At 76.4% G+C, this 16270-nt stretch carries 11 protein-coding genes; 2 read left to right on the forward strand and 9 right to left on the reverse strand.

What is annotated here, in order from left to right; all coding sequences use genetic code 11:
• The first annotated feature begins 98 nt into the window (after nt 1-98).
• Entirely contained in the window at nt 99-725 is a 627-nt protein-coding gene (locus tag ACIRPP_RS19245) for a TetR/AcrR family transcriptional regulator (RefSeq protein WP_403644048.1), read from the forward strand.
• Between the two features lie 64 nt (nt 726-789).
• On the opposite strand, the gene galE is transcribed toward ACIRPP_RS19245, so the two are convergent.
• The 3 genes from galE to ACIRPP_RS19260 form a co-directional block, all read right to left on the reverse strand.
• Nucleotides 790-1770, reverse strand: a complete 981-nt coding sequence (gene galE / locus ACIRPP_RS19250) for a UDP-glucose 4-epimerase GalE (protein ID WP_403644050.1) — start codon at nt 1768-1770, stop codon at nt 790-792.
• A gap of 103 nt (nt 1771-1873) precedes the next feature.
• Nucleotides 1874-3469, reverse strand: a complete 1596-nt coding sequence (locus ACIRPP_RS19255) for a glycosyltransferase (protein WP_403644053.1) — start codon at nt 3467-3469, stop codon at nt 1874-1876.
• Between the two features lie 81 nt (nt 3470-3550).
• Nucleotides 3551-4042, reverse strand: coding sequence for a MarR family winged helix-turn-helix transcriptional regulator (locus ACIRPP_RS19260; protein ID WP_403644056.1), 492 nt, complete (start codon nt 4040-4042; stop codon nt 3551-3553).
• Nucleotides 4043-4178: 136 nt separating this feature from the next.
• Here ACIRPP_RS19260 and ACIRPP_RS19265 point away from each other — a divergent pair, with 136 nt between their 5' ends.
• Nucleotides 4179-4592, forward strand: a complete 414-nt coding sequence (locus tag ACIRPP_RS19265) for an organic hydroperoxide resistance protein (RefSeq protein WP_403644058.1) — start codon at nt 4179-4181, stop codon at nt 4590-4592.
• Here the strand turns inward: ACIRPP_RS19265 and ACIRPP_RS19270 are convergent.
• From ACIRPP_RS19270 to ACIRPP_RS19295, 6 genes are all read right to left on the reverse strand, one after another.
• Nucleotides 4541-6169: a hypothetical protein gene (locus tag ACIRPP_RS19270; protein WP_403644061.1), complete on the reverse strand. Its 1629-nt coding sequence runs from the start codon at nt 6167-6169 to the stop codon at nt 4541-4543. The two genes, ACIRPP_RS19265 and ACIRPP_RS19270, sit on opposite strands and share 52 nt — an antisense overlap.
• Before the next feature lie 207 nt (nt 6170-6376).
• Nucleotides 6377-8683, reverse strand: a complete 2307-nt coding sequence (locus ACIRPP_RS19275; protein ID WP_403644063.1) for a CDP-glycerol glycerophosphotransferase family protein — start codon at nt 8681-8683, stop codon at nt 6377-6379.
• A gap of 146 nt (nt 8684-8829) precedes the next feature.
• A complete protein-coding gene (locus tag ACIRPP_RS19280; RefSeq protein WP_403644066.1) occupies nt 8830-9744 on the reverse strand; it encodes a carbohydrate ABC transporter permease in 915 nt (304 codons plus the stop codon).
• Complete coding sequence (locus ACIRPP_RS19285) at nt 9741-11090, reverse strand: carbohydrate ABC transporter permease (protein WP_403644069.1); 1350 nt, start codon at nt 11088-11090, stop codon at nt 9741-9743. Before ACIRPP_RS19285 ends, ACIRPP_RS19280 begins: the two co-directional genes overlap by 4 nt.
• 6 nt (nt 11091-11096) lie before the next feature.
• Entirely contained in the window at nt 11097-12512 is a 1416-nt protein-coding gene (locus ACIRPP_RS19290; protein ID WP_403644072.1) for an ABC transporter substrate-binding protein, read from the reverse strand.
• Between the two features lie 152 nt (nt 12513-12664).
• A complete protein-coding gene (locus tag ACIRPP_RS19295; protein WP_403644622.1) occupies nt 12665-16246 on the reverse strand; it encodes an FHA domain-containing protein in 3582 nt (1193 codons plus the stop codon).
• Between the last annotated feature and the right edge of the window lie 24 nt (nt 16247-16270).

Here is a 16270-nt window from a genome sequence, read left to right on the forward strand (position 1 = left end):
CGACGCGTCGGAACGGCACCGTATCGTCGCCACGTGAGCGTAAGTCGAATGAACGTCGGAACGCAACCGTATCGTCGTCACGCCCTATGCTGGTCGGCATGACGACGAACGCCGAGGAGCCCCAGCCGCGTCCGCGCCGCCGGGCCCCCGCCGGGGCCGCCGTCCTGCGGGAGGACGTGACGGAGGCGATCCGGTCCGCCGTCTTCGAGGAACTGGCCGCCGTCGGCTACGCGCGGATGTCCATCGAGGGCATCGCCCGCCGCGCGGGCGTCGGCAAGACCGCCGTCTACCGCCGCTGGCGCTCCAAGCTGCACCTCGTCCTCGACCTCGTCTCCGCCCTCGCCGTGCAGGGCCTGCCCGCTCCGGACACCGGCTCGCTGGAGGGCGACCTCCGGCTGCTGTACGAGGTCACCGCCCGCGCCCTGCGCCACCCCGTCGCCTCGCAGATCCTCCCGGACCTCCAGGCCGAGGCGGCCCGCAACCCCGACATCGCCGAGGCCCTGCAGAAGGCGCTCAGGGAGGGCCAGGACGGGGTCGCCCTCGGCATCGTCACCGCGGCCCAGCGGCGCGGCGAACTGCGTCCGGGCCTCGACCACGCCCTGGCCCTCGACCTCATCTCGGGCCCCCTGTACTGGCGCTCCGTCGTCATCCGCGACCCGAAGCCGCCCAAGGGCTACCTGGCGGCCCTGACCCGGGCCACCACCGCGTCGCTCAAGGCGCTCTGAGAGGGGCGACGGGACCGCCGGACGACGACAGCCGGCCCCGGCGGTCCCGGGGCCGGGTGCCGGATCAGCCCCGCGCCGCCTCCGGGTGCCGCAGCAGCCAGCCGCCCCAGGCCGACGTGATCATGTCGTCGACGCCGAGCCGGGCCCTCCAGCCGAGCAGGGCGGCGGCGCGGTCCGCCGAGGCGACCACGCGGGCCGGGTCGCCGGGGCGGCGGGCGGTGACGGCGGGGGCGAGGCCGTGGCCGGTGAGCGCGGTGACGCGGTCGATCATCTCCCGGACGGAGACGCCCTCGCCGCGGCCGATGTTGAGGGTGAGCTCCCGGCCGGGGGAGGCGCGCAGGGCGCGGGCCGCGGCCACGTGGGCCTCGGCCAGGTCGACGACGTGGACGTAGTCGCGGACGCAGGTGCCGTCCGGGGTCGGGTAGTCGTCGCCGAAGACGCGCGGCGGCTTCTGCGCGGTCAGCTTCTCGAACACCATGGGGACCAGGTTGGACACGCCGGTGTCGGCGAGTTCCGGGCGGGCCGCCCCGGCCACGTTGAAGTAGCGCAGGCAGGCGGTGGACAGGCCGGCGGCCCGGCCTGCCGCGCGGACCAGCCACTCGCCGGCCAGCTTCGTCTCCCCGTAGGGCGTCAGGGGCACACAGGGGGTCTCCTCGGTGACCAGGTCCACGTCCGGCATGCCGTAGACCGCCGCGGAGGACGACAGGACGAAGGACGGCACCCGGGCCGCCGTCACCGCCTCGAGCAGCACGCGCAGGCCCTCGACGTTCTCCCGGTAGTAGTGCAGGGGGCGCTCCAGCGACTCGGCGACCTGCTTCTTGGCCGCGAGATGGACGACGCCGGTGACCCGGTGGCCGGCGAGGGCGCGCGCCACCCGCTCGCCGTCCAGGGTGGAGCCGACGACGAGCGGCACCCCGTCCGGCACCCGGTCGGCGAGACCGGTGGACAGGTCGTCGTAGACCACCGTCCGTTCCCCCGCCTCGGTCATCGCCTCCACGATGTGCGCCCCGATGTACCCGGCGCCACCGGTGATCAACCAGGTCATGTGCGGCCGTCCCCTCGTCGTTGGCCCGTGCTGGTGCGTGCGTGCGTGTGCGTGTGTGCGTGCGGCCCGGCCGTCCGGGTCCGTCCGGCGGCCGGTGCGCAGCTCAGTGAACCAGGCGCCGCAGCCGCGCGCGGGAGACCGCGAGCAGACCGCGCGCCCCGGCCGCGACCCGCAGGGCCAGGGAGCCCGAGTGGGTCGCGTACGGCTGCACCAGCAGCACGCCGTGCCGGCCGTTCGGCACCACGCGGCGCCGCAGCAGGCCGGGGCCGGCGACCGCGTGGGCGGTGACCTCCCGGTCCGAGCCGTCCCGGAACCGCACCCGCAGCCGCAGGTCCCAGGCGCCGTGACCGAGCGCGGCCAGTTCCCCCGGGCGCACGGCGGTCACGGCGGCCCAGCCGCCGTCGGTGGACGCCCGCAGCGGCACGGTACGGCGGACGGCCGTGCCGTCCGGCCCGCGGTGCCGCCACTCCACGTCCAGCGCGAGCGGCCCCACGAGCTCCACCCGGCCGTACAGGTCGTGCAGGCGCAGCCGCAGCACGCCGCGGCCGCGTGCGGTCAGGCGCAGTTCGGCGTCGACCGCGAGGGGGAGCTGCTCGACCGGCCGGGTCAGCAGCTGCTCCAGTCCGACACCGGGCAGGTCGTCCGACCAGCAGGGTGTGCCGTCCGCCGAGCGGGCGTAGGGCGGGCACAGCCGGGCCGGCCGGGACGCCAGTTCCCGGAGCCGGGTCAGGTCGCGGGGTTCGGGGGAGGCCAGCAGGACCCGGGCGATCAGCCGTCCCGGCGCGACCGGGTCGCGGTCCCGGTCGGCGGCGTCGTACTCGGCCAGGAACGCCCGGGTGTGCGCCCACCACGCGCGCCGGTGGGCCTCGTCCCGCTGCGGCAGCTCCCGTACGTACCTGCGCAGGTCGTGGTCGAGGAACGCGGCGCGGGCCGCCCGGGCGAGGTCCTTCTGGCCGGCGTCCAGCAGGGTCGCGTGGGCCGCCCGGTGGGCCCGGGTGCGGGCCTGCCAGTCGTCGGAGAGCGACAGGCGGCGGGCGGACCGGTGGACGCGCCGGACGTACACCCGGTCCGGTATCAGGGCGACCCGGGGCCGGGCGGCCCACAGGCGCGCGGTGAAGACGATGTCCTCGTGGGGGGCGTGGTCCTCGGGGAAGCGGATGCCGTGGTCGCGCAGGAAGGCGGTGCGGTAGAGCTTGGCGACGCTCAGGGTGTCGTGCACCAGGCGCGGATTCCGCTCCGGGGCGGGGAGCACGGCCGCTTCGGCGTACAGCGACGCCTGCCACGGGATCTCGCGGCCCGAGGGCAGCTCCCGCCGGACGCACAGCCCGCCCGCGACCTGGGCGTCCGCGCTGTCCGCGGCCCGCAGCAGCGCGTCCACCGCGCCGGGCGGCAGGACGTCGCCGCTGTCGAGGAACATCACGTACGGCGCGGTCACGGCGGCGAGCCCGGTGTCGCGCGGGGTGCCGCCGCTGCCGGCGGGGTGGCGGACCACCCTCAGGCGCGGGTCGGTGTCCGGCCGGCCGGGCGCGCGGGCGCCGCCGTCCGGCGTGCGGGCGTCGACGGCGACCACCTCCCGCACGGCCCGGCCCTGACCCAGCGCGGAGCGCACGGCGTCGGTCACCTGGGCGGAGTCGTCGGATCCGAGGATGACGACGACGGCGACGGTCTCGGGGGGAACGGGGCTGAGGTCGGGGTGCATGGCGTCCCTGGGGCCGGTGATGCGGACGGAATTACGGGTCTTTTGCCCGCCCTGGGCCGTCCTGTACACGTCGGGTCGCGGTCACGCCTCCTCGGCCGCGGCGCCGAGGGCGGCGGTGAGGCTGTCGAGGCGGGCCCGCAGGTCCCGGATCTCGTCGAGGTCGAAGCCGGTCGCGGCGGTGATCCGGCGCGGCACGCGCAGGGCCCGCTCCCGCAGGGCGGTGCCCTCCGCGGTCGGCCGGACCTCCACCGAGCGCTCGTCGCGGGCGCTGCGCTCGCGCACCACGAGTCCGGCCGCCTCCAGCCGCTTGAGCAGCGGGGACAGGGTGCCCGAGTCGAGGCGCAGGTGCTCGCCCAGCTTCTTCACGGGCAGAGGGCCGCGCTCCCAGAGCACCAGCATCACCAGGTACTGCGGGTACGTGAGCCCGAGCTCCTTCAGGACCACGCGGTACAGGCCGTTGAAGGCGCGGGACGCGGCGTGCAGGGAGAAGCAGATCTGCTGGTCGAGGCGGAGCCAGTCGCCCTGGGGCGGGCCCGGGGCGGAGGTGCTCGGTGTGGAGGTCGTCGCTGCCATGTCTCCAGGGTAGCTCCGGCCGACCATTCAATTGCGCACAATTAAATTGTGTGCTCTACTCATGGTCGTGAGGCGGCCGGGACCATGCACCGGACGGCCGCCCGCCCCCGGACATCGACAGAGGGAAGGTTCCTTCATGGACGCGCTCTACACCGCCGTCGCCACCGCCACCCACGGCCGGGACGGCCGCGCCGTCACCTCCGACGGCAAGCTGGACGTCGGCCTCACCGCCCCCGCCGAGCTGGGCGGCAGCGGCGCGGGCACCAACCCGGAGCAGCTGTTCGCCGCCGGATACGCGGCCTGCTTCGGCAGCGCCCTCGGTGTGGTCGGCCGGGCCGCCAAGGCCGACGTGAGCGAGGCCGCGGTGACCGCCGAGGTGGTCCTCGGCAAGCAGGGCGAGGGCTTCGCGCTCGCGGTGACCCTGCGCGTCGAGCTGCCCGACGGTCTGGACGAGGCGACCGGACGCAAGCTGGTCGAGCAGGCCCACCAGGTCTGCCCCTACTCGAACGCCACCCGCGGCAACATCCCGGTGGACCTCGTCATCGAGTGACCTGGCGCGGGCCGGGGCGGTGCCGCCCGTCCACCGGCGTCCCCGGCCCCGGCGGCCCCGCCGCCGACCCGCGCCAGCACCTCCCCCGTCTGCCGGCTCCACGCCACCACCACCGCCTCCGCGGGCAGCGGCGTCCGGGGCGTCAGCAGCAGCCAGCGCACCCGGTAGCGGCGCGCGAGGGCGGCGCGTTCGGCGGAGGCCGAGCCGGGGTCGAGGAAGACCCGCACGGCGGCCTCCCGCTCCCTCGCGTCGAGGGCCGCGTCCGGCACCACCGGGGCGACGAGGTACGGCCCGTACCCCGGCAGCGTGCGCGCGGCGTGGGCGCCGTCCGTGATCACCACCTCGCCCCGCCCGATGTGCCGCGCGGCCCACGTGTAGTCCGGCCACCGCGACGACGCGGACACCGCCGGGTCCGGGGCGCCCGGCACGACCCCGCCGGCCGTCACGCCCAGCAGGGCCGCACCGGCCCCCGCCGTCGCCGCCGCGCCCAGCACACGCCGCCGCACCGGCCACGGCCGGGGCGCCGCCAGCTCGACCGCGAGCGCGCACACCGACGCCACCGCGGCGAGCCACAGCATCCCCTCGTACCCGGAGTGACCGCCTACCTGGCCGTACCACGCCAGGGCACCGCCCAGGACGGCCATCAGCACCAGCGGATCCCACCGGGGACCGCGCCGCGCCCGCAGCCACAGCGCGGGCAGCCCGAGCAGGGCCGGCCACAGCGCCCCGCCGGTGGCGCGGATCCCGGCGCCGGGCCGGCCGGCCGCGGCGACCACGTCGAAGTACGGCCACACCGCGCCCACCAGCAGTGCCACCGCCCCCGTCAGCGCCCAGCGCCCGGCGAGCGCCCACCGCCACCCGCGCTGCCACCCGGCGACCAGCGCCGCCGCACCCGCACCGGCCACCACCCCGGTCGCCGGGTGGACGAGCAGCACCAGCCCGTACAGCACGCCCAGGCCCGCGTACCCGGGCAGGCCGCGCAGGCCACCGGGGCCCACATGGCGCACCGGCTCCGTGTCCCGGGCGCGCGCCCCGGTCAGTGCCCACGCCCAGAAGGTCAGCCCCGCCGCGAGCACCGACGGGTACGGCAGCGTGTACGCCGGCCCGGGGCCGCCGCTCCACCCGCCCGCCTGCGCGCCCCACAGCAGGGTCACCCCGGCCAGCGCCAGGACCGGCGCCCAGCGGCGCGGGCTGAGCACCCGGACGAAGCGCCCCAGCCCGGCCAGCAGCACCAGCAGGTTCAGCGGGCCGGCGAGCCGCAGCACCTCCCGCCCGCCCAGCTCCGTCACCCGGGCGAACACCCCCTGGGCCAGCGCGTAGGGCGTGTAGGCGGGGCTGCCCGCGCCCGGCAGGTCGGCGGTCGGATGCCGCGGGTGCAGCAGGTCGTCCCGCAGACGCTCGACCGCCGCCGCGTGCAGCCCGGCGTCGCAGCACAGCGGCACCGCCCAGAACGCCAGGGACAGCGCGAGCCAGCACAGCAGACCGGCGAGCCGGTACGGCGTGGGGCGCCACCGGCCGCCGCCGCGCAGCGCCGTGGCGCCGGTCAGGGCGCGCCGGACCGGGGTGTCGGCACTCACCGGCGGGCGTGGGGCGGTCGGGGCAACGGGGGCATTCGCCGTATGTTCCCGCTCGGCCCGGCGGCGTGACCGGGTGTCACCTCATCGGATGAGTGTCACAGCGCCGGGTCGGGGGCGCCGGCCGGGCCGCCCCGCGGGCCGCCAGGTGGGCGGCCGGCTCGGGGTGGGCCGTGACGGACCGGGGGACATGACGACTCCCGTGGGCGGTCAGCCGCGGTCGGCGGCGGTCAGCAGGGCGGCCGGCGACCGCTCCGGCACCGGCGCGGACACGGGTAAGGCCGGGGCCGGGGGCGGCGGGGCGACCGGCGGGGAGCCTGCGCGCGCGGCGGCGGCCGACGGCACCGGGCGGCGCTCCGGCGGCGGTACGACCACGGGCAGACCCGCTTCCCCGAACAGCACCCGGCGCACCACCCGCTCCGCCGCGTGCCCGTCGTCGTGCGGGCAGAAGCGGGCGCGGAACGCGGCGCGCAGCTCACCGGAGCGGGAGCCGCGCCAATGGCCGGTGGCGAAGATGTCGGCCAGCTCGTCCGCGCTGCGCGCCACCGCGCCCGGCGGGAACGCGCACAGGTCGCCGTAGGTGCCGCAGACCGCATCGAACGCCTCCTGGTCGGGGATGTGGAGGACGATCGGCCGGTCCAGGCCGGCGTAGTCCGTCATCAACGAGGCGTAGTCGGTGACCAGCGCGTCCGAGGCCAGGCAGAGCGACTCCACGTGCGGATGCCCGGACACGTCCAGCACCCGGCCCGAGGAGGCGAGCGGCGGGGCGTCGTGGCGGGCGGGGGAGCGGTCCAGGATCACGAAGCGCGGGCCGAGCCGGCGGGCCAGGCGCTCCAGGTCGAGCAGCGCGGCCGGGGTGCGCCGGTAGGGGCGGTCGGCGGGCGCGTACAGGATCGCCACCGCGCCGGCCGGGACACCGAGCGACTCCCGCAGCCGGGCCACGTCCGCCCCGGTCGCCGTGTACAGCCGGTCGGTGCGCGGCCGGCCGTACTCCAGCACCTGGTAGGGGCCGGGGAGCGTCCGCTCGAAGGTCAGGGTCGAGTGGCGGTCGGCGGACACCAGGTAGTCCCACCGGCCGGCGTCCCGCAGCAGCTCCGGAAGGCCGGTGTCACCGGCCGCCGCCGGGCGTTCCCGCAGGTCCAGCCCGGTGCGCGTGAGCGGGGTGCCCTGCCGCGTCTGCACCAGCACCTGGCCCCTGCGCTTGACCAGGCGCGGATCGAAGGCGGTGTCGCTCACCAGGTACGCGGAGCGGGCGAGGGCCGTCCAGTACGCGGCGGTGCCGGGGCCGAAGCGGCGCGCGTCCGGCGGGACGGTGTGCAGGTGCTCGGGCCGCGAGACCCAGGCGGTGCGCACGTGCGGGGCGAGGGAGCGGACGGCGGACTCCAGCGCGCCCGGGTCGCCGCCGTGCCCGTGCCCGTCCCGGAAGCTGAACACGGCGCGGTCGGTGCGCAGCGGCAGCAGGCGCTGGACGCGGTAGTGCAGCCGCAGGCCCGCGCGGCGCAGCGCGCGCAGCAGCCCGCCGGCCCGCCGCGCCGTCCCGCGCCGCAGGGCCGAGGCCAGCCGCACGGCCGCGTAGGTGCGGCGCAGGCCCAGACGGATCAGGGCGTGGCGCACCCGGGCCCGGGCGGGGACGGACCCGCCGGGCGTGCGGTGGCGGCGGTAGTGCGCACGCGCCCGGCGCAGGAACGGGCCGCGCGCGCCGCGCGGCAGCGCCTCGCGCCGCGTGTACACGGCCGCCAGGTGGTCGACCATGCGGCGGAACAGCACCGGCCGCCAGTGCGCCGGCCCGGGCCGCTCGTCGAGGAACGCGAAGAGCCGGTCGTACTGCTCGAAGACGTCGAAGTGCCGCTCGCCGGCGGTGCGCGACAGGCCCCCCACGCGTCGCTGCCGGTGGCGCACGCACACCCGGTCCAGGGTGGCGATCGTCTCCGCCGTCATCAGCGCCGGGTACGTCCAGGGCACGTCCTGGTGGAGGCCGGGGGGGAACCGCAGGCCCTCCCGCGCCACGAAGTCCCGCCGGTACGCCTTGTCCCAGGCCACCGGGGGCAGGTCCAGCAGCGCCGGCCGGTCGGCCAGCCGGAACGGCGCCGGAGCGCACTCGGTGAGCTGCCCGGCGGCCGGGCCGCGGAGCGTCTCGCCGGACCAGTGGGTGTGGGCGTGGCCGTAGACCAGGACGTCCGGCTCGTCCGTCTTCTTCAGCCGTCCCGCGAGGGCGAGGAGCGCGTCCGGGGCGAGGGTGTCGTCGCCGTCGAGGAACACGAGGTAGTCGCCCGTGGCGCCCTCCATCCCCGCGTTGCGCGCCGGGCCCGGGCCCGCGTTCTCCGGCAGGTGCACCGCCCGGACGCGCGGGTCGCGGGCGGCGGCCTCGTCGATCAGGGCGCCGCACGCGTCGGGCGAGGCGTCGTCGACGGCGATCAGTTCGAGATCCGGGTACGACTGGGACAGCACCGAGTCCAGGCTCTCCTGGAGGTGGGCCTGTACGCGGTACGCGGGGACGATCACACTGAACCTGGGCACGAGCCATCCAACGGTCGTTGCGGACGTTCGGCCCGGGAACGGGCACTGGGCCGTCGTGGTTACGTCCGCTGCTGCGTCCGGGGGAATCCGCTCACCCGGAGGGGCGGACCCGGCGCGGTCCGCCCCCCGGTGTGCCGACGCGTGCGCTACTTCACCGCGCCCGCCATCACGCCGGAGATGAACTGCCGCTGGAAGGCGAAGAACACCACCAGCGGGATCGCCATCGAGATGAACGCGCCCGGCGCCAGCACGTCGATGTTGTTGCCGAACTGGCGTACCTGGGTCTGCAGCGCGACCGTGATCGGCTGGCTCCCGGAGTCCGAGAAGATCAGCGCCACCAGCAGGTCGTTCCACACCCACAGGAACTGGAAGATGCCCAGCGAGGCGACCGCCGGTCCGGCGAGCGGCATCACCACCCGGGCGAACAGGCGCAGTTCACCGGCCCCGTCCAGCCGGGCCGCCTCCAGCAGTTCCCTCGGGATCTCCGCGAAGAAGTTCCGCAGCAGGAACACCGCGAACGGCAGGCCGAAGCCGACGTGGAACAGGATCACGCCGGTCAGCGAGCCGAAGATGCCGATACCGCCGAAGAGTTCGGCGATCGGGATCAGCGCCACCTGCACCGGCACCACGAGCAGTCCCACCACGGCGAGGAACCACCAGTCCCGGCCCGGGAAATCCATCCACGCGAAGGCGTAGCCCGCCAGCGCGCCGATGACGACGACCAGCACGGTCGCGGGCACCGTGATCAGCACCGTGTTGAGCAGGGAACCGGTGATGTCGTCGTTCTTCAGCAGCGTCTCGTAGGCGCCGAAGGTGAGCTGCGACGGCTCGGTGAACACCGTCCACCAGCCGCTGGACGCCATGTCCTGCGGGGTGCGCAGGCTGGCCAGCAGCAGCCCGACCGTCGGCACCAGCCAGAACAGCCCGACCACGATCAGGAAGACCCGTACGGCCCCGCCGCTCACCCACCGGGCGAGCCGGGAGCCCAGCGGCTCCCCGGCCCCGGCGGTGCGGACCGGTGCCGGGGGCGTCGTCACCGGAGGGCCGGCTTCCACCGTCATCGCCTGACCTCCCGCCGCAGTCTGCGTACGTTGAACCACATCACCGGGATCACCAGCAGCAGCAGGAACACCGCGATGGCGCTGGCGATGCCCGGCTGGTCCGCGGAGAAGCCCTGGCGGTAGAGCTCCAGCGCCAGGACGTTGGCGTCGTCCTGGGAGGAGCCCGGGGCGATGATGAAGACCAGGTCGAAGACCTTCAGCACGTTGATCATCAGGGTGACGACGACCACGGCGAGGACCGGCGCCAGCATCGGCACGGTGATCCGCCGGAACACCTGCCACTCGTTGGCGCCGTCGACCCGGGCGGCCTCCAGCAGTTCCCGCGGCATGCCGGCGAGCCCGGCCGCGATCAGCACCATCGCGAAACCGGCCCACATCCAGATGTACGAGCCGATGATGGACGGGGTGACCAGCGACGGGCCGAGCCAGTCCAGGCCGTTGTACGGCGCCGCGAAGTTGCTCGCGGGCAGCCGCAGGTGCGCCCCGTCGGCCTTCGCGGACAGCGAGAAGGTGCCGTCGGCGGCCGCGGTGGTGCTCTCCACCACCTTGCCGTCCTTGACGGCCTCGATCCGCATCCCCGGATAGCCCAGTTCGGACGCGTCGACCTCGTTGAGGGTGCCGACGCCCCGGCCGCGGGTGAAGTCCTGCCAGGTCGTGCCGGTGACGCGGTCCGGCTCCGGTGTCGCCGCGACCGCCTTCTCGGCGTCGTCCGGCATCACGTCCGGTGCGACGCCGACCAGCGGCAGGGCGACGACGTCGCCGGGGCTCACCGTCGCCCTGGTGACGAACGCGCCCCCGCCGGCCGGCTCCAGCGGCGACTCACGGCCCGGGTGCGCCTTCGGGAACGCGGAGGACTGGGCGAAGGTGTCGTGCACCCCGACCCACACCGCGTTGGCGACGCCCTTGTCCGGCTCCTGGTCGTACACCAGCCGGAAGATGATCCCGGCGGCCAGCATGGAGATCGCCATCGGCATGAAGACGACCAGCTTGAACGCCGTGCCCCAGCGGATCCGTTCGGTCAGCACCGCGAAGATCAGGCCGAGGGCGGTGGCGAGCGTCGGCGCGAACACCACCCAGACGACGTTGTTCTTCAGCGCCGTGCGGATGCCGTCGTCGGTGAACAGCGCCCGGTAGTTGTCGATCCCGGCGAACCCGTCGCCGGACTGGTCGTAGAAGCTGCGGACGACGGAGTACCCGATTGGGTAGACCACGAGCGCACCGAGCAGGACGAGCGCGGGCAGCAGGAACAGCGCCGCCACGGTTCTGCGGGTGCCGGTGACGCTCTTGCGCGACCTGGGAGCGGCAGGGGCCGCCCCGGGCGCCCCTGCCGCCTTGACCGACGTCATGCCGGATCAGTTCCCGTACGCCGCGGCCGCGTCGGCCTCCAGCTGCCGTTGCGTGCCGGCGATGTCGGAGGGGTCCTTCAGGAAGTCCTGCAGCGCCTTCCACTCGCCCTTGCCGGGCGTGCCGCCGAACGCCTGCGGGGCCTGGTCGGACATGTCGAAGCGGAAGTCGTCGCCCGCGTCGATCAGCGCCTTGGCCGTGGTGCGCTGCACCTCGTTGGGATAGGCCGAGTTGGGCACGTTCTTGTTCGGCGAGAGGTAACCGCCCAGCTTCGCCTGGATGCTCGCCGCGTCCGGGGAGGCCAGGAAGGTCGCCAGCGCCTGCGCCGCCTTGCTGTCCTTCAGGATGACCGCCGCGTCACCGCCGGACACCACGGGCGGGGTGTCGCCGACCGACGGGAACGGGAAGACCTTCGCGTCGGTGCCGATCTCGGCATCGGTCTCCGCGATGTTGACCTGCACGAAGTCGCCCTCGTAGACCATGCCCGCCTTGGGCTGGTCGCCGCCGGTGAAGGTCTGCGTCACCGAGGCCGGGAACTCGGTCTGCAGGGCGCCGGACGGGCCGCCCGCCAGATAGTCCTTCTTGCCCCAGATCTCCGCGAGGGTGGTCAGCGCGTCCTTCACGGACGGGTCGGTCCACTTGATCTCGTGCGCGGCGAGCTGGTCGTACTTCTCCGGGCCGGCCTGGGAGAGGTAGACGTTCTCGAACCAGTCCGTCAGCGTCCAGCCGTCCGCCCCGCCGACCGAGAACGGCGTGACACCGGAGTCGTACACCGTCTGCGCGGTGGTGAGGAGTTCGTCCCAGGTCTTGGGCTCGTCGGCGCCCGCGTTCTCGAAGACCTGGGCGTTGTACCAGATCAGCGACTTGTTGGCGGCCTTGTAGTAGACGCCGTACTGCTCGCCGCCGACCGCGCCGATGTCCTGCCAGCCCTGCGAGTAGTTCTTGGCCAGCTCCGCCTTCGCCTCGGCGCCCAGCGGCTTGGCCCACTTCTTCTCCACCGCCTGCTTGATGGCGCCCGGCTGCGGCAGCATCGCCACGTCCGGCGGGGCGCCGCCCGCGATCTTCGAGCCGAGGAAGTTGATGATCGGGTCCTGGGCGGGGACGAAGGTCACCTTGGCTCCGGTGCGCTTCTCGAACTCCGCGAGGACCTTCTTGAAGTTGGCCTGTTCGGCGCCGGTCCACACGGCGGCCACCTCGAGGCTCGCGCCGTCCAGCTTCGGGAGGGTGACGGTGGTGCCGGTCTCCTCGGCGCCGCCGCCCTGTTCGTCGTCGCCGTCGTCCCCGCCTCCGCACGCGGTCAGCGAGACCGCGAGGACACCGGCCGCGAGGGCTGCCGCGGCCCGCGTGGAGCGGTGGGTGCGTAGGGATGCCGTGGGATTTCCGGGCGACTTGCGTATGCGGATGGTCCTGCTCGTCCTGCGCATCACTGCCCCGTTCTTCGAACCGTCGAACGTCGAGCGCTGTCCCGTGCGCTCTGGTCTACCCCCGGGGTCGGGGGGCGGCAAGAGTGCGTCCTGTGTCAAGTGGGGGATCGTGACCGCGTCGTGACGGCCAACGCCGGGGCGTGGTACGGGAGTTACAGGAGTGACGGGACGTGGGTCGCGGCGACCTCGCGGGCGGCCCGCTCCAGCGCGCTGGCGAGCAGCGCCAGGTCGGTCGGACCGTTGCCCAGTTCGCGGACCGGGCGGCGGGCCGGAGGGTCGCCCATGCGGTGCCAGTCGAGCGGGACCACGGTGGGACGCAGGGTCGCCGTCCGCGGGATACGGCCCGTCACCCGCCCGGCCTGGAGCGAGGTCACCCGGCCGTCCGCGCGGCCGAGCCGGCCGCGCCCGGGCGCCGGCTGGTCCGGGCCCGCCACCGGCGCGTCGAGCGAGACGCGCAGGGTTGCCTGCCGCACCGGCTCCGTCGTCGCCGTCCGGGGGCAGGGTCCGGCGGCCGCGACCAGGTGCACGCCGAGCCGGTGACCGTCCCGGGCGACGGCCTCCAGCGCCCGCAGCACCGAACCGGCCGCGGGCCGGCCGGGGGAACCGAGCGCGGGGGAGACCAGGGCGTCCAGGTCGTCGACGACCACCACCAGCCGGGGCAGGGGCGGTGCGGCGTCCGCCGCGCGCCGCACCGCTCCCGGCCGCAGCCGGATCGTGGTGCTCGGCGGGGCGTCCAGGTCGCCGTTGTGCTCGGCGCCGGGGGCGGAGGAGGTACGGGTGCGCTGGGTGACCATGCGGTCCGCCAGGGCCCGGCCGGTGTGCCACTCCGTGAAGTCCGAGCGGCCGAGCAGCTCGGCCCGCCGCTTCAGCTCGGCGGTCAGGGACTGGGCGAACTCCCGCATCCGCACCGGGTCGTTGGCGGCGAGGTGGGTGGTGACGTGCGGGACGTCGGTGCACACGCCCAGGCCGTCGGCGGTGCCGTCGCCCGCGGTGCCCGTGCCCCGGCCGTCGACCAGGACGATGCCCAGCCGGTCGGGGCGTTCGGCCGCCGCCAGCGAGGCGACGACCGCGCGCAGGGTCTCGGTCCGGCCGCTGCCGGCCGGACCCTCCACCACCAGGTGCGGGCCGTCGGCCGCGAGGTCGGCGACGACCGGGCCGCGGGTCCCGGCGCCCAGCACGGCGGTGACGCGTCCGCCGAGCGACCCGGTGTCGTCGGCGGCGTCGGCCCAACGGGCCATCAGCGAGGCGGGCGTGGCCCGGGCCAGGCCCAACTCGTCGAGCAGCCGCGCGGACCGCGGCAGCGGTGCCGACACCCGGGTGTGCCGTTCACCGGCCGGGCCGTCGGGGCGCAGCGGGGCCAGCGCCCGCGCGAAGCGCTCCGCCCAGGCGGCGGAGACGGCGTCCACCGTGGCGAGCGTGCCGTGCCCGACCGGGCCGGGGGCGGTGCCGGAGGCCGCACCGGCGACCCGCAGCAGCCGCAGGGTGGTCGCCACGTCGCCGCTGAGCAGGGCGACGGCGCCGCACTCCCGGAACGTGGGGGCCACCGCGCAGGCCGCCTCGTACGTCTGCGTCAGCGGGGAGGAGGGGGAGGCGGCGGGCGCCTCCGCCAGGCACACCAGGTGGATCCCGGCCCGCGGTCCCTCGGCGGCCAGCCGCGCCACCGCCTCGCGCACGTCGGCGCCCCCGGGGTCGCCGTCCACGACGACCACCGTGTACGGCCCGGCGGTACGGCCGTCGGCGTCCCGGGCCCAGGACGGGCGGCGGGCGGCGGTGTCCTGCTCCGCGCCGGCGGCGGGGGCGGACGGCGGTCCGGCGGCGGCCGGGGCCGCCTGGTCGTGGTCGGCCAGCCGGCGCAGCAGTTCCTCGGTGCGGGCGGTGGCCTGCTCACGGTCGTGGGCGAACAGCAGCCGGCAGTCCTGGCCGTGGCCGGGGCGGACGTGCGGCAGCCAGCCCAGCCAGGCCCACTCGGCGGTGCGCTCCGCCAGCGGGCGCGAGCGGTCCGCCGCGATCAGCACGATCTCCAGGACGTCCGGCGAGTGGAGCGCGGCGAGCTGGGCCAGCACCGCGCGCGCCAGCCCGGCGAGCCGGGCGCGCGGGCCGGCCAGGCCGAGGGAGCCGACCTCGCGCAGCCCGGAGGTCACGGGGACGGCCGGCAGCAGGCCGGAGCCGTCGGGTGCCGCCCGGTCGGCCGTGCCGAGCCGCACGGCGAGGGCCTCCGGGTGGTCCGGGCCGCGCTCCCACAGCCGGGGGCCGGGGCCCAGCGCGGTCAGCAGCAGGGTGGCCGGGTCCGGCCAGGTCTCGGGCCGGGCGGGGGCGGCGGCGACCGGTTCGGGTGCCCGGGTGTCCGGGGTGTCGCCGTGGTCGTCGGCGGGGGCGGCATGCGGATCCGGGCGCTTCCCGGCCAGCCGTCGCGCCCAGGCGCCCAGACCGCCCCGCCTGCGTCCGTCGGCGGCCGGGGGCAGGTCGGTCCCGCGCAGCGGGGTGGCCTTGCGGGTGGCGGGGGAGGCGGGCGGGACGGGAGCCCCGGCCGCGTACGGCGGCGCGGGGGCCGGTGCGGCCGCGGGGGCCTGTGCTGCCGGGTGCTGGGCTGCAGGGTCCTGCGCTGCGGGGGAGTGGGGAGCGGCGCCGCCGGGGCCGGGTGCCGCGCCGCCTTCCGCGTAGGGGGCCGGGCCGGCCGGTGCCGCGGGTCCGGAGCGGCCGGTGGCCGGGTCGCCGTCGGCGGGCCGGGGCCGGGAGACCCGGCGTCCCTTGGGCACCCTCGGCAGTTCGCCGCGCGGCGCGACGTGCAGGGTCCGGCCGCCGGGGCCGGGCGGACCGCCCCGCTGTTCGATGTCCGGGGCTCCGGCCTGCTCGGGCACCGTAGGCGGTCCGGCCGCCTCCCGGCCGCCCGGTGCGCCGTCGGCCCAGTGGGCGGTGCCGCGGCCGTGGTGCGTCGGCGCGTCCGGTGCCGGGGCGGGCCCCGCCGCTGCTGCCGCCGGCGCGGCCGTGTCTGCTGCCTGTGCCTCAGCCGCCTCCGCTGCCTCCGCGCGCGCGGGCGCGGGGGCCGTCCCGGTGGGGTCCTCGGCGGTCCGTGGCCCCGGCACGCGGACGTGGCCCTCGCCGTCGGGGGTCGTCCCGGTCCGGGCGCCGGGCCCGGCCGCCGGGGTCAGCCGCAGGCCCGACTCACCGATCCGCAGCAGCGCGCCCGGCGTCAGCCGCACCGGCCGGGAGCCGACGGGGCGGCCGTCCAGGGTGGTGCCGTTGGTGGAGCCGAGGTCGGCGACGGCGACCCGGCCGTCGGAGCCGACGGTGACCGCGCAGTGCAGGCGGGAGACGTCCGGGTCGTCGAGCGGCACGTCCGCATCGGCGGAGCGGCCGATGCGGATCTCGCCGCCGTGCAGCAGATGGACCCCGCCCGCGTCGGGACCGGCGACGACGTGCAGCCGGGTGGGGGCCTCGTCCAGCTCGGGATGCGCCTCGGGCTCGCCGGGGGCGCCCACGGCCAGCACGGCGCCGTCGATCAGCGGCGGCTCGCCGAGCGTGCAGCGCTGGGCGTCCAGCCGCTGGTCGCCCGCGTACAGCACCGGGGTGCCGGAGGAGCTCTCGGCGCCCGCGACCGCGGAGGCCAGCGCCGAGGCGACGGCGGCCAGGGCCGTGCCCGCGGGTGCCGTGACCAGCACGTCGCAGCTCGGGGTCCGGTCCCGCGCGGGGGAGGAGGGCCCCAGCGGGTCTACGACGGTCAGCCGGATCTGCATCGCCGTCAGCGGTCCCTTCTGCGC

This window comes from Streptomyces sp. NPDC101219 (assembly GCF_044767675.1).
GTDB lineage: Bacteria > Actinomycetota > Actinomycetes > Streptomycetales > Streptomycetaceae > Streptomyces.

Coding starts and splice junctions, on each gene's coding strand:
- ACIRPP_RS19280 (WP_403644066.1), bottom strand. CDS start 9,744: ATGACGGTGGAAGCCGGCCCTCCGGTGACGACGCCCCCGGCACCGGTC.
- ACIRPP_RS19290 (WP_403644072.1), bottom strand. CDS start 12,512: ATGCGCAGGACGAGCAGGACCATCCGCATACGCAAGTCGCCCGGAAAT.
- ACIRPP_RS19260 (WP_403644056.1), bottom strand. CDS start 4,042: ATGGCAGCGACGACCTCCACACCGAGCACCTCCGCCCCGGGCCCGCCC.
- ACIRPP_RS19265 (WP_403644058.1), top strand. CDS start 4,179: ATGGACGCGCTCTACACCGCCGTCGCCACCGCCACCCACGGCCGGGAC.
- ACIRPP_RS19245 (WP_403644048.1), top strand. CDS start 99: ATGACGACGAACGCCGAGGAGCCCCAGCCGCGTCCGCGCCGCCGGGCC.
- ACIRPP_RS19295 (WP_403644622.1), bottom strand. CDS start 16,246: ATGCAGATCCGGCTGACCGTCGTAGACCCGCTGGGGCCCTCCTCCCCC.
- ACIRPP_RS19285 (WP_403644069.1), bottom strand. CDS start 11,090: ATGACGTCGGTCAAGGCGGCAGGGGCGCCCGGGGCGGCCCCTGCCGCT.
- galE (WP_403644050.1), bottom strand. CDS start 1,770: ATGACCTGGTTGATCACCGGTGGCGCCGGGTACATCGGGGCGCACATC.
- ACIRPP_RS19255 (WP_403644053.1), bottom strand. CDS start 3,469: ATGCACCCCGACCTCAGCCCCGTTCCCCCCGAGACCGTCGCCGTCGTC.